This is a genomic window from Rhizobium esperanzae (assembly GCF_014197615.1).
Taxonomy (GTDB): domain Bacteria; phylum Pseudomonadota; class Alphaproteobacteria; order Rhizobiales; family Rhizobiaceae; genus Rhizobium; species Rhizobium esperanzae_A.
This window is the reverse complement of the sequence record NZ_JACIFY010000014.1, coordinates 115892-128766: the sequence shown is the minus strand read 5'-3', so window position 1 is coordinate 128766 and position 12875 is coordinate 115892. Positions and strand designations below refer to the sequence as shown.

Below are 12875 nucleotides of genomic sequence, written 5' to 3'. Positions count from 1 at the left end.
TCAGCGGCGGAAGAGCGCGGCGGGATGAGCGGCCGGCAATCTGCCGTTCCCGCCGCCGAAAAGCTTCTGCCGCAGCGGCCCTTGCGCATAGTCCGCCTTGAAGAAGCCGCGCTCCTGCAGCACCGGCACCACCAGGTCGACGAAATCGCGCAGGCTCTCCGGCGCCACCGTCCGCGCCAGGTTGAAACCGTCGATGTCGCCTTCCCCTACCCATGTCTGGAGCCGATCGGCGATCTGCTCCGGCGAGCCCACCATGGGCTTCATCCGGCTGCCGAGCACCATCTGGTCGACGATCTCTCGCTTCGTCACCGGTTTTGCCGCCTGCTTGGTGATGGCCGCAAGCGCCGATTGATTGGCGTTGGTCGAGTTCTGGCCGATGACGTCATCCAATTCGTACTTCGAAAAGTCGATGCCAACAGAGGCGGAGTAATGCGCAAGCGAGGCCTCGACGCTCGCATGGCGGCGATAATCCTCCAGCTTCTCCTGCGCCTGCTTCTCCGTCTGCCCGACGACAACGGTGATCAGGTTCAGGATCTTCAGGGCGCCGGCGCCACGGCCGAATGCCGCCGCCTTCGCCCGCAGCGCATCGACGGTCGGCCGGGCCGCCCCGGGGGTCGGGCTGGCAATGAAGACACATTCGGCGTGGCGGGCGGCAAAATCCTGCCCGCGGGCCGACGCGCCGGCCTGAAAGAGCAGGGGCGTGCGCTGCGGCGAGGGCTCGGCAAGATGGATGCCCTCCATTCGGTAATATCGGCCCGCGTTACTGACGGCGCGCACTTTCGACGGATCGGCATAAATGCCGGCCGCCTTGTCGCCCAAGACCGCATCGTCGTCCCAGCTACCTTCCCAGAGCTTGTAGAGGATCTGCAGATATTCCTCGGCTGCGTCGTAACGCGCATCATGTTCCGTCAGCTTCTCGAAACCCATGCTGCGGGCGGCGCTGTCAAGATAACCGGTGACGATGTTCCAACCGATCCGCCCCTTGGTCAGATGATCGAGCGTCGACATCCGCCGCGCCAGCAGGAAGGGCGGTTCGTAGGTGGTGTTGACGGTCACGCCGAAACCCAGATGTTTCGTGACATAGGCCATCGCCGAAATCGGGATCAACGGATCATTGACGGGGATCTGCGCTGCCGTCTCGATCACCGGCGCCGCGCTGCCTTTATAAACGTCGTAGACGCCGACGATATCGGCGAGAAAGATGCCGTCCAGCTTGCCGCGCTCGGCGGTCCTGGCGAACTCCGTCCAGTAATCAAGATCGGTATAGCGCGCCGACTGATCGCGCGGATGTGTCCATCGGCCGTGGTTGATATGCCCGACGCAATTCATGTCGAAGGCATAGATCTGCATTGTCTTCATGAGCGGAGTCCTGAGCCGGGAATAAAAATCAAGGATTTGTATCGCACGGCGATCCTGTGAAATGGTAGGGTGCGGATGAAAAAGCCGGAGGAAAGGCATGACTGAGAAAACGCTGTCGGATTGGGCGGAGCTGGCGCAGAAGGAGTTGCGCGCCGCGCCCGAAATGCTGACCTGGCAAACCCCGGAAGGCATTGCCGTCAAGCCGCTCTATACGGCCGGGGATATCGAAGGCGTCGAGCATCTCGGCTCACTTCCCGGTTTTTCGCCCTTCACCCGCGGCCCGCGCGCGACGATGTATGCCGGCCGGCCCTGGACGATTCGCCAATATGCCGGCTTCTCGACGGCGGAAGCGTCGAACGCTTTCTATCGCCGCAACCTGGCCGCCGGCCAGAAGGGCCTGTCGGTCGCCTTCGATCTTGCCACCCATCGCGGTTATGACAGCGACCACCCCCGCGTCGAAGGCGATGTCGGCAAGGCCGGTGTCGCAATCGACAGCGTCGAAGACATGAAGATCCTGTTCGACGGCATTCCGCTCGGCGACATGTCGGTATCGATGACCATGAACGGCGCCGTCATCCCGATCCTCGCCTCCTTCATCGTTGCAGGCGAGGAGCAGGGGGTGCCGAAAGCCGATCTGTCCGGCACCATCCAGAACGACATTCTCAAGGAGTTCATGGTCCGCAACACCTATATCTACCCGCCGGAACCCTCGATGCGGATCGTTGCCGACATCATCGAATATACGGCAAGGGAGATGCCGAAATTCAACTCGATCTCGATCTCCGGCTACCACATGCAGGAGGCCGGCGCGACGCTCGTGCAGGAACTCGCCTTCACGCTGGCCGATGGCCGCGAATATGTCAGGGCGGCCATCGCCAAGGGCCTCAACGTCGACGATTTCGCCGGAAGGCTTTCTTTCTTCTTTGCGATCGGCATGAACTTCTTCATGGAGGCGGCCAAGCTTCGCGCCGCCCGGCTGCTCTGGACGAAGATCATGGAGGAGTTCCAGCCGAAGAAGGCGTCCTCGCTGATGCTGCGCACCCATTGCCAGACCTCCGGCGTCTCGCTGCAGGAGCAGGATCCTTATAACAACATCATCCGCACCGCCTTCGAGGCGATGTCGGCGGTGCTCGGCGGCACACAGTCGCTGCACACCAATTCCTTCGACGAGGCGATTGCACTGCCCACGGAATTTTCCGCCCGCATCGCCCGCAACACACAGTTGATCCTGAGCCACGAAACCGGCGTCACCAAAGTGGTCGATCCGCTCGCCGGCTCCTATTACGTCGAGAGCCTGACGAAGGAGCTTGCCGACAAGGCCTGGGCCCTGATCGAAGAGGTGGAGGCGCTCGGCGGCATGACGAGGGCTGTTAGAGAGGGGTTGCCGAAACGGCTGATCGAGGAGGCAGCCGCGCGCCGCCAGGCAGCCGTCGACAAGGGCGAGGAGGTCATCGTCGGCGTCAACCGCTACAGGCTCGACAACGAGCAGCCGATCGACATTCTGGAGATCGACAACAGCGCGGTGCGCGCAGCGCAAATCAAACGCATCGAGGAAACCAGGCGGCGCCGCGACGGCAGTGCCGTGCGCGAGACGCTGGCCGCCCTCGCTGAGACCGCACGCAGCGGCCGCGGCAACCTGCTGGAAGCCGCCATCGAAGCGGCGCGGGCCCGCGCCACCGTCGGCGAAATATCGGACGCCATGCGCGCAGCCTTCGGCGATCATGCCGCTACACCCGAAGTCATCACCGGCGTCTATGGCGAGGCCTATGACGACGAGCCGGAACTCGCCGTCCTCAAGGGACGTATGACGGAGGTGACGGAAGCTATGGGGCGCCGGCCGAAGATCATGGTCGCCAAGCTCGGCCAGGATGGGCACGACCGCGGCGCCAAGGTGATCGCTTCGGCCTTCGGCGATATCGGCTTCGATGTGCTCGCCGGTCCGCTGTTCCAGACGCCGGATGAGGCTGTCGAGATGGCGCTTGGAGAAAAGGTCAATGTCGTCGGTGTCTCGTCACTGGCGGCAGGTCACAGAACGCTGCTGCCGCAGTTGATCGACAGGCTGAGGGAAAAGGGCGGTGAGGATATCATCGTCGTCTGTGGCGGCGTCATCCCGCGGCAGGACTACGAATTCCTGCATGAACACGGCGTTGCGGCGGTGTTCGGTCCGGGCACCAACGTGCTGGAGGCGGCAAACTCCGTCCTCGACCTGCTGCAGGGCAGGCGGCGAAATCAGTAATTTATCGCATTTGCGCAATTCCGGGCGCCGATCCGCCGCGCGCTTTTGCTGAATTCGCTTACAGCAATCCACGCTTTGCGAGATTGCGCATCAACGCCGAAATGCCGAAGGTCCAGGGTGGGCATTCGGTGGAAAGCTGCACGGTGTTGACGAGCACGCCGAGGCCGGCCGAGGAAATTTCGACGACATCGCCGATCTTGTGCGTGAAGCCCTGCTTCGGCGCGCCGCGATCCTGCGTCGGCGCAAACAGGGTGCCGAGAAACAGCATGAAACCATCGGGGTACTGATGATGGGCGCCCACCGTCTGTTTCACCAGATCGGTCGGGTCGCGGCTGATCTGCGACATCGAGCTCTTGCCGTTGAGCACGAAGCCATCCTGCCCTGACACCTTCAGGTCGAGTTCGGCGCAGCGCACGTCATCCAGGCCGTAGCCGGCATCGAACAGGCGGACGAAGGGGCCGATCGAGCAGGAGGCATTGTTGTCCTTGGCCTTGCCGAGCAGCAGCGCCGAGCGGCCTTCGACGTCGCGCAGATTGACGTCGTTGCCGAGCGTCGCCCCCTTGATCTCACCGCGGCTGTTGACCGCGAGCACGATTTCCGGCTCGGGATTGTTCCAGGTCGAGATCGGATGCAGGCCGACATCCGCGCCCCAGCCGACCGAGGAGAGCACCGGCGCCTTGGTGAAGACCTCGGCATCGGGGCCAATGCCGACTTCGAGATATTGCGACCACATGCCCTCGTCGATCAGCGCCTGCTTGACCTTGGCGGCTTCAGGCGAACCGGCCTTGAGATTGGTGAGGCTGCCGCCGATCAGGGTGCTGACGCGCTCGCGGATTGCGGCGGCGCGATCGGGATTGCCGGCAGCCTTCTCTTCGATGACCCGCTCGATCATCGACTGGGCGAAGGTGACGCCGCAGGCCTTGACCGCCTGCAGGTCGACGGGAGCAAGCAGAAAAGGACGCGCCGCATCCGGCGTCCCGGTGCTGTTGGCGGCAATCTCGTCGAGCGAGCCGATCGCCTTGCCGCCTGCCGCGCGGACGAAGCCCGCAGCATCCTCTCTCTCGAGCAGGGCGCTCAGCGTCGGCGCTTCGCGCGAGGTGATGTCGATGAGCATCCCGTCGCGAAGGGTCACAATGCCAGGGCCGGCGACTTCCGGATTCCAGACGCGGCCGACAAAAAGTCCACCCGAAGCGGCAGCATCGAGAAGGGGATGAGACATGGTGATCCTCCGGTACAGGCAAGCGGAAAGCGCTCTTGAAAGAATTTCGAGATTGTTGCCGCCCTCCAGCCCGGCGGCGGCCAAAATCGATCACATTCATCGAGATGGAGCAAGATACGCAGGGGAAAAAGACTTTCGCCCGATTGGATGGGAAGGGCGCCTTCCCAATCACGAAAAGCCGCAAAATAACTATTTAGATACAAAATAATCGTTATTTTTCATATGCTTAATCTTCTATCTAGGCGATTTCACCCCTGATCTCGCCTTGACAGGCGCCAGCTTTCGTTATCTGTTTTGCCCGATATGGAGGATGCCGGCCCCAGCCGGTGCTCAAAAAATCCCGGGAGGATATTGCAGCGATGTTGAGATTTGCCGTCGTCGGAATCGACCATGGGCATACGTTCGATCACGTGAAGGGATTGCTTGCCTCGGGCGGCGAATTTGTCGGCTATTGCCCGCAGACCTCAGTGCCGGCATTGCGGGAAGCCTTCGAGAAGACCTATCCCGATGCCCCGCAGATCGACCGGGAGAAACTGTTCGACGATCCGTCGATCGACGTCATCTGCATTTCCGCGATCCCGCGTGACCGCGCCGGACTTGCCATCCGCGCGATGAAAGCGGGCAAGGACGTCATGACCGACAAGCCCGGCGTGACGACCTTTGCCCAGCTCGAAGAGGTCAGGCGCACCGTTGCCGAAACCGGCAAGATCTTCTCTATCTGCTTTTCCGAGCGTCACTGCGTGCGCTCCGCCGTCAAAGCCGGCAAGCTGGTAAAGGAAGGCGCGATCGGCAAGGTGATCCAGACGCTCGGCGTCGGTCCGCACCGGCTGCAGCTGCCGACCCGGCCGGACTGGTTCTTCGATCCCGAAGCCTTCGGCGGCATCATCGTCGACATCGCCTCGCACCAGGTCGATCAGTTCCTGTTCTATACCGGCTCGACCTCAGGCGAGGTCATCGCCAGCTCGATCGGCAATTTCGGCATGCCGGACAAACCTGCCTTTCAGGACTTCGGCGAGGTGCTTCTGCGTTCCGACAAGGCAGCGGGTTATGTCAGAGTCGACTGGTTCACCCCGGAGGCGCTGCCGACCTGGGGTGACGGGCGCCTGACCATCCTCGGCACCGAGGGCTATATCGAGCTGCGCAAATATATCGATATCGCCGGCCGGCCGGGCAAGGATCACCTCTTCCTCGTCAACGGCAAGGAAATGACCCATATCGATTGCAGCGATGAAAAGCTCGACTATTTCGATGCCTTCACCGCCGACGTCGCAAACCGCACACAGACGGCGATGACGCAGGATCACGTTTTCGAAGTCTGCCGTCTGTCGCTCGACGCACAGGCGAAAGCCGCGCGCATCGGCGCTCGCTGAGGAGGATATCATGACGAGAAAATTGCGCGTCGGCGTCATCGGCGCAGGCATTGCCGCGCGGCATCTGGCCGGCTTCGGCTGGAACAAGGATCTCTTCGAGGTTCCCGTGCTCTGCTCGCTCGACGAGGAGCGCGGCAGGGCGCTGTGCGAGGAATATGGCATCGCCGAATATACCCAGGATACCGATTCGCTTTTTGCCCGCGACGATCTCGACATCATCGACATTTCGACGCCGCCGAGCTCGCATTTCGAACTCTGCCGCAAGGGCATTGAATCCGGTAAACATGTGATCTGCGAAAAGCCGCTCTTTGGCTCGATCGCCGAGGTCGACGAAATGGGCCGCATCCTCGCCCGTTTCCCCGGCCGCAAGCTGATGCCGATCTTCCAGTATCGTTACGGCTCCGGCCTGCAGAAGCTCAAGCTGCTGATCGAGCAGGGCCTCGCCGGCAAGCCGTTCCTGACGACGATCGAGACGCATTGGTGGCGGGGTCCGGATTATTACGCCGTGCCGTGGCGCGGCAAATGGGCGACCGAGCTCGGCGGCGGCCTCCTCGGCCACGCCATCCACGCTCATGACATGCTGAATTATGTGCACGGTCCCTGCGCCGAGGTGTTTTCCTATGGCGCGACGCTGGTCAATCCGATTGAGGTCGAGGATACGGCGGCCCTTTCGGTGAAGATGCAGAACGGCTCGCTGGCGACGCTGTCGATGACGCTCGGCTCGCGCAAGGAGATCTCACGGCTGCGCTTCTGCTTCAGCGATCTCGTCGCCGAAAGCATCCTCGAACCCTATACGATGGGCCGCGATCCCTGGGTCTTCACCGCGGGAACGGAGGAGCATCAGGCGAAAATCGACGCCGCGCTCGCCGCCTATGTGCCCGGCGAAGACGGTTATACCCGCCAGTTCGAGCTTTTTCATAAAGCGATCGTCGAGGACAAGGAGCCGCCGGTGACGCTGCAGGATGCCCGCAATTCGCTGGAACTGGTGACAGCAGCTTATTTCTCCCAACGCACCGGCCGGCCGACGCCGATGCCGATCGCTGCCGATCATCCGCTCTACCGCTCCTGGCTTCCGCAAGAAGAACGGCACACGACCAGCGCCTGAGCAGGGGAGGGCACTCCATGCTGAAATCCTTCGAGCATGTCGGCATGACGGTGAGCGACATGGATCGCACGGTCGCTTTCTATTGCGGCCTGCTCGGGCTTCGCCTGCATCTGCGCAAGGTCATGGCCGATGGCGGAGAGATCGCCTTTCTCGATGCCGGCGGCGGCATGCTCGAAATCGTCGCACCGGCGGGCGGCGCGGCAAGGGCGGTCGATGTGCCGGAGAGTACGGCCGGCCTGCGCCATCTGACCTTCCTGTTCGACAGTGTCGACGAGACCTTTGCCCGGCTGGAAAAGGCCGGCGTCGAGATCAAGGAGCGGCCGCGCCTGGCGATCAATGCTGAGGTACTGCACAAGGTCGCCTTCCTGCGCGATCCCGACGGCATTCAGATCGAGCTCGCGGAAAAACGGTAAAGCGAACAATCCGGAGCTAATTGCGGAAGGCGCCGGCGGGGATCGTCGTCACGAGACGGATATCGCGGCGGAAGTCCGATGGCGACATGCCGGCGATATGCCGGAAGGATTTGTTGAAGGCGCTGATCGAGCCGAAGCCACTGTCCATCGCCACCTGCAGCACGTTGGCGCCCTCGCTCATCAGCATCGCCTGGGCCCGCGACAGCCTGAGCAGCGTCACATATTTGCTGAGCGTCATGCCGGTCGAGCGCTTGAACAGGTTCATCGCATATTTCGGATGCAGGTCGGCGGCGCGGGCGATATCGACCGAATCGATGTCCTGCAGAAAATTGGCGGCGATGAAATCGCACATGCGCGCGACGCTGCGCGAGGAATTCGGATGCGGCTGATCGCCTTCCAGACTGGCGACCGCCTTCGATGTCATTATCGAATAGGGTTCGAGCGCGATGCGCTCGATGCGCAGCAGCAGTTCGTCGACAGCATGCTGGGCCTTGGCGGAATCGCCCGAGTTGACGTAGCGGAACCAGCGGGTGAAGTTCTCGTTGTCGGCGGCATCCGTTGCCGATGTCAGCAGCGTCTCGCCCTTCATTAGCCGGCTGGAAATGCTGACCGGCAGGCGCAGCCGGAAGAAATAGACGAGCGGCAGATGCGCGCCGGCATAGAGCGAATCATCCGAGGATTCGTCCATCTGATGTGGCTGCCCACCCCAGAAGAGGCACATTTCCCCGGCGTTCAACCGGAATTCGTGATCGCTCATGCGGTAATGCACGCTGCCGCGCATCACGTAGTTGACTTCGACCTGCGCATGCCAGTGCGGCATGACCATGATAGGCGGATGGGCGTGGAACATCTGCAGCGTTGTTGGCGAGCCCTCAATGCTGCTTGCGCCGGGCTGATAGATTGCACGCGTACCGACCTTACTTTCCGCCAAATCCATATTCCCTTTTTAGGAGACAGCCGCTCCCTTGCGGATAGTGTAACCGCGTTCGTGAAAGATCGGCAATTGAAAAGGGAGGATTTTCAATGCGCTTCAAACTTCTCGCTGCGACCGCAGCTGTCGCACTGCTTGCTTCCGGCTCCGCCTTCGCTGAGTCGGCCAATCTGACCATCTGGAGCTGGAACGTCGCCGCATCGGCGTTAAAGTCCACGCTTCCAGGCTTCAACAAACAGTTTCCCGATATCAAGGTGACCGTCGAGGATCTTGGAAACAGCCAGGTCTTCGACAAGACGCTTGCCGCCTGCGCTGCCGGCGGCGACGGCCTGCCCGATATCGTCAGCATCGAGAATTTCGAAGCTGAAATCTTCTGGAGCCGCTTCCCGGATTGCTTCGCCAATCTGAAGGAGCTCGGCTACACCGCCGATATCCAGGCAAAATTCCCCGACTTCAAGCGCACCGAGCTTGAGGTCGGCGACGTCGCCTATGCCATGCCGTGGGATTCCGGTCCTGTCGCCGTCTTCTACCGCCGCGACCTCTACGAAAAGGCCGGTGTCGATCCGAGCACGATCAGCACCTGGGACGATTTCATTGCCGCCGGCAAGAAGATTTCCGCCGCTAATCCCGGCACCGTCATGGCCCAGGCAGACTTCAACGGCGACAGCGAATGGTTCCGCATGATCGCCAACGAGCAGGGCTGCGGCTATTTCTCGACCGACGGCCAGAACATCACCATCAACCAGCCGGCCTGCGTCGCCTCGCTGCAAAAGGTGAAGGAGATGAAGGATGCCGGCACGCTGACGGCGGCCAACTGGGACGAAAAAATCCAGGCCAATACCGCCGGCAAGGCGGCGAGCCAGCTCTATGGCGGCTGGTATGAGGGCACCGTGCGCTCGACCTCACCCGATCTCAAGGGCAAGTGGGGCGTCTACAAGATGCCGAGCCTGACGGCCGATGGCCCGCATGCGGCCAATCTCGGCGGTTCGTCGCTCGCCATTTCCGCAACCTCCGCCAACAAGGAAGCTGCCTGGAAATTCGTCAACTACGCCCTCGGCACCAATGAGGGTCAGGTGACCATGCTGAAGGAGTTCGGCCTGGTTCCGTCGCTGCTTTCGGCAGAGAAGGATCCCTTCGTCAACGAGCCGCAGCCCTATTGGGGCGGCCAGAAGGTCTGGGCCGATATCCTGGCGACGCTGCCGAAGATCGTGCCGAGCCGCGGCACCGCCTTCCAGAGCGATGCCGAAGCCATCTTCAAGGCAACGCAGACCAAGTTCTTCGCCGGCGGCTATCCCGACGCGAAGGCTGCTCTCGACGACGCCGCCAAGCAGATCGCTTCGGCGACCGGCCTCCCGGTCGCGCAATGAATGACGATGCCGGGCGCTTCGGGCGCCCGGCTTTCCGTTCATTGTGAGGAGAAGGCCCGATGCCGTTCAGAACCCGGAGCGCCTATGCGTTCCTCGCCCCTTATCTGCTGGTCTTTGCCGCCTTCTGGGTCTGGCCGATCATCGATTCATTCCTGATTTCCTTTCAGAACACCCGCATCAATCCGTGGAAATACAGTTTCCAGGCGAATTGGGGCCGGCTCTTCTACGACCCGGCATTCTATAACGCCCTTTATAACACGCTGATCATTCTGGTGATCCAGGTGCCCGTCATGATCGCGCTTGCGACCGTCATGGCGGTGCTGCTCAATTCGCCGCTCCTGAAAGCGCGCCCGCTTTTCCGCTTCGCCTTCTTTGCGCCCGTCGTCGTCGGCGAGGTCGCCTATGCCGCCGTGTTCCGGCTGATGTTCAGCCTCGATTTCGGCATCATCAACAAGCTGATCTCCGCCGTCGGCCTCAGCCCTGTTTCCTGGTTTGACAATGCCAATGCCGCCATGGCGCTGATCATCCTCGCCGTCACATGGCGCTGGGCCGGCTATAACGCCATCATCATCCTTGCCGGCCTGCAGTCGATCCCCGAGGACGTCTACGAGGCCGCGACACTCGACCGGGTGAGCAAGGTGCAGCAGTTCTTTCATATCACCCTGCCGCTTCTGAAACCGATCATCCTCTTCTGCGTCGTGCTGTCGGTGATCGGCACCATGCAGCTCTTCACCGAGCCCTTCCTCATCACCAATCGCGGCGGTCCGGGCGGCGGCACCGAAACGCTCGGCCTCTTCCTCTACCGCCAGGGCTTCACCTCTCTGAACTTCGGCTATGCCTCGGCGATCGCCTATACGATGGCGGCCATTGCCGTGGTCATCTCGCTTCTCAATCTCTGGGTCGGGAGGGATCCAAAATGAAATCCAAATCGCAATCCCTCCTCATGCGCCAGATAGCCCTGCACGCCGTGCTCGCTCCGCTTGCGCTGATCTGGCTGTTTCCGCTGTGGATGATGTTCGTCTTCTCCACGATGCCCGACAACGGCATCTTCAGCCCCGACATCGTGCTCTGGCCGTCGACCAACTTCGTCGCGAATTTCAAGAACCTGCAGGCCGATACCGATTTCATCGGCGCAATGACGATCTCCGTCGGCGTCGCGCTCATCTATACTTTCCTGTCGGTACTGCTGACCTCGATGGCGGGCTGGGCGCTGGCGCGTTACCGTTTCATCGGCCGGTCCGTCGTCATCGCCATCATCCTCGGCACGATCACGCTGCCTTTCTCGGTGGTCGTCATCCCGCAATTCATCATGGTGGCGCGCGAGTTCCGGCTCGCCAACACCTGGGTGGCGCTGATTGTGCCGCCGCTCTTCAATTCGCTCGGCGTGCTGTTCATGCGGCAATCCTTCTCGATGATGCCGGGTGAACTCTTTGATGCGGCCCGTGTCGAAGGCGTCAAGGAATGGCAGATCTTTCTGCGCATCGCTTTGCCGCTGGCGCGGCCGACCATGGCGGCGCTGGCAATCATTCTCTTCCTTCATTCGTGGAACAACTACCTCTGGCCGCTGCTGATCAATTCCAAACCGGGAATGATGACAGCGCCGGTGGCATTGGGAACGCTGATCGGCCTGACCAAGGTCTCCTGGGGCGGCATCATGGCCGGCGCGGTGCTGCTGACGGCGCCGATCCTCGTCGTCTTCGTGGCTCTCCAGCGCCATTTCATCGCCGGCATCGCGGCCGGCGCAATCAAATAATCGGGGAGCCCGCATGGCAGAGCTTTCACTCACCAACATCATCAAGCGCTTCGGCGGCTTCGAGATCATCCACGGCGCCAATCTGGAGGTGAAGGACGGCGAGTTCGTCGTCTTCGTCGGTCCTTCCGGTTGCGGCAAGTCCACGCTGCTCAGGATGATCGCCGGTCTCGAGGACATCACCTCAGGCGAGCTTCGGATCGGCGGCAGGGTCGTCAACGACGTCGAGCCGGCCGACCGCGGCATCGCCATGGTCTTCCAGTCCTATGCGCTCTATCCGCATCTGACCGTCGAAGAGAATCTGAGCTTCGGCCTGCGCATGAACGGCAATCCGAAGGCCGATACCGAGCGGCGGGTGCGTCATGTCGCCGAAATCCTGCAGATCACCGAGCTGATGAAGCGGCGGCCGAAGCAGCTTTCCGGCGGTCAGCGCCAGCGCGTCGCGATCGGCCGCGCCATCGTCCGCGAACCCGAAGTCTTCCTGTTCGACGAGCCTTTGTCGAACCTCGATGCGGAACTGCGCGTGCAGATGCGCGTCGAAATATCAAGGCTGCATAAGCAGCTCGGCACGACGATGATTTACGTCACCCACGACCAGACGGAGGCGATGACGCTTGCCGACAGGATCGTCGTGCTGCGTGCCGGCAATATCGAACAGATCGGCGCGCCACTCGACCTTTACGACGATCCGGCCAACCAGTTCGTCGCCGGCTTTGTCGGCTCGCCAAAGATGAATTTCCTCAAGGCCGTTGTGGTCGAGGCCCAGCCGGGCAGGGCGGTGATCACGCTGGAAAACGACGCCAATACGCGCTTGCCGCTGCCGATTGCCGATCCCGTCGAAGCCGGCGCGAAGGTGACGCTCGGCATCCGTCCCGAACATTTCGTCGATGCAGGTGCCGGCGATGCCGATCTCACCGTCGCCATCGACGTTGCCGAGCATCTCGGCAACACCAGCTACATCTATGCCGCCATTGGCAGCGAGCAGTTGATCATCGAGCGGCCGGAATCGCGCACATCAGGCAATCGCGAGACGCTGACCGTCGGCCTTCCCGCCAACCGCACATTCCTTTTCGACGGCGCCGGCAAACGGCTTCGCTAAACCGCAATCCCAAGGCAGAAAGACGA

General features: G+C 61.8%; 11 protein-coding genes. 8 read left to right on the top strand and 3 right to left on the bottom strand.

Annotation, left to right across the window (positions count from 1 at the left end; translation table 11 throughout):
- Complete coding sequence (locus tag GGD57_RS19265) at positions 1 to 1359, bottom strand: LLM class flavin-dependent oxidoreductase (protein ID WP_184471898.1); 1359 nt, start codon at positions 1357 to 1359, stop codon at positions 1 to 3.
- 97 nt (positions 1360 to 1456) lie between these two features.
- On the opposite strand from GGD57_RS19265, the gene scpA reads away from it, so the two are divergent.
- Positions 1457 to 3595, top strand: coding sequence for a methylmalonyl-CoA mutase (scpA, locus tag GGD57_RS19260; protein ID WP_184471897.1), 2139 nt, complete (start codon positions 1457 to 1459; stop codon positions 3593 to 3595).
- A gap of 58 nt (positions 3596 to 3653) precedes the next feature.
- On the opposite strand, the gene GGD57_RS19255 is transcribed toward scpA, so the two are convergent.
- Positions 3654 to 4814: a fumarylacetoacetate hydrolase family protein gene (locus GGD57_RS19255; protein WP_184471896.1), complete on the bottom strand. Its 1161-nt coding sequence runs from the start codon at positions 4812 to 4814 to the stop codon at positions 3654 to 3656.
- Positions 4815 to 5173: 359 nt separating this feature from the next.
- Here GGD57_RS19255 and GGD57_RS19250 point away from each other — a divergent pair, with 359 nt between their 5' ends.
- Genes GGD57_RS19250 through GGD57_RS19240 form a run of 3 tightly spaced genes read left to right on the top strand, consistent with a single transcriptional unit; the run spans position 5174 to position 7702 of the window.
- Positions 5174 to 6184: a Gfo/Idh/MocA family protein gene (locus GGD57_RS19250; RefSeq protein WP_184471895.1), complete on the top strand. Its 1011-nt coding sequence runs from the start codon at positions 5174 to 5176 to the stop codon at positions 6182 to 6184.
- 10 nt (positions 6185 to 6194) lie between these two features.
- Complete coding sequence (locus GGD57_RS19245) at positions 6195 to 7289, top strand: Gfo/Idh/MocA family protein (RefSeq protein WP_184471894.1); 1095 nt, start codon at positions 6195 to 6197, stop codon at positions 7287 to 7289.
- 17 nt (positions 7290 to 7306) lie between these two features.
- Positions 7307 to 7702 (top strand): VOC family protein, encoded by a 396-nt coding sequence (locus tag GGD57_RS19240; protein WP_184471893.1) that lies wholly within the window; start codon positions 7307 to 7309, stop codon positions 7700 to 7702.
- 16 nt (positions 7703 to 7718) lie between these two features.
- Here GGD57_RS19240 and GGD57_RS19235 read toward each other — a convergent pair whose 3' ends face one another.
- Positions 7719 to 8639, bottom strand: a complete 921-nt coding sequence (locus GGD57_RS19235) for a helix-turn-helix domain-containing protein (RefSeq protein WP_184471892.1) — start codon at positions 8637 to 8639, stop codon at positions 7719 to 7721.
- An 86-nt stretch (positions 8640 to 8725) separates the two neighbouring features.
- Between GGD57_RS19235 and GGD57_RS19230 the strand changes: the two genes are divergently transcribed.
- The 4 genes from GGD57_RS19230 to GGD57_RS19215 are packed head-to-tail and all read left to right on the top strand — an operon-like array spanning position 8726 to position 12849.
- Complete coding sequence (locus GGD57_RS19230) at positions 8726 to 10000, top strand: extracellular solute-binding protein (protein WP_184471891.1); 1275 nt, start codon at positions 8726 to 8728, stop codon at positions 9998 to 10000.
- Positions 10001 to 10059: 59 nt separating this feature from the next.
- The gene (locus GGD57_RS19225; RefSeq protein WP_184471890.1) at positions 10060 to 10920 is read left to right on the top strand and encodes a carbohydrate ABC transporter permease; all 861 of its coding nucleotides are present in this window, start codon (positions 10060 to 10062) and stop codon (positions 10918 to 10920) included.
- Positions 10917 to 11753, top strand: a complete 837-nt coding sequence (locus tag GGD57_RS19220) for a carbohydrate ABC transporter permease (RefSeq protein ID WP_184471889.1) — start codon at positions 10917 to 10919, stop codon at positions 11751 to 11753. Before GGD57_RS19225 ends, GGD57_RS19220 begins: the two co-directional genes overlap by 4 nt.
- A 13-nt stretch (positions 11754 to 11766) precedes the next feature.
- The gene (locus GGD57_RS19215) at positions 11767 to 12849 is read left to right on the top strand and encodes an ABC transporter ATP-binding protein (protein WP_184471888.1); all 1083 of its coding nucleotides are present in this window, start codon (positions 11767 to 11769) and stop codon (positions 12847 to 12849) included.
- The last annotated feature ends 26 nt before the right edge of the window (positions 12850 to 12875 follow it).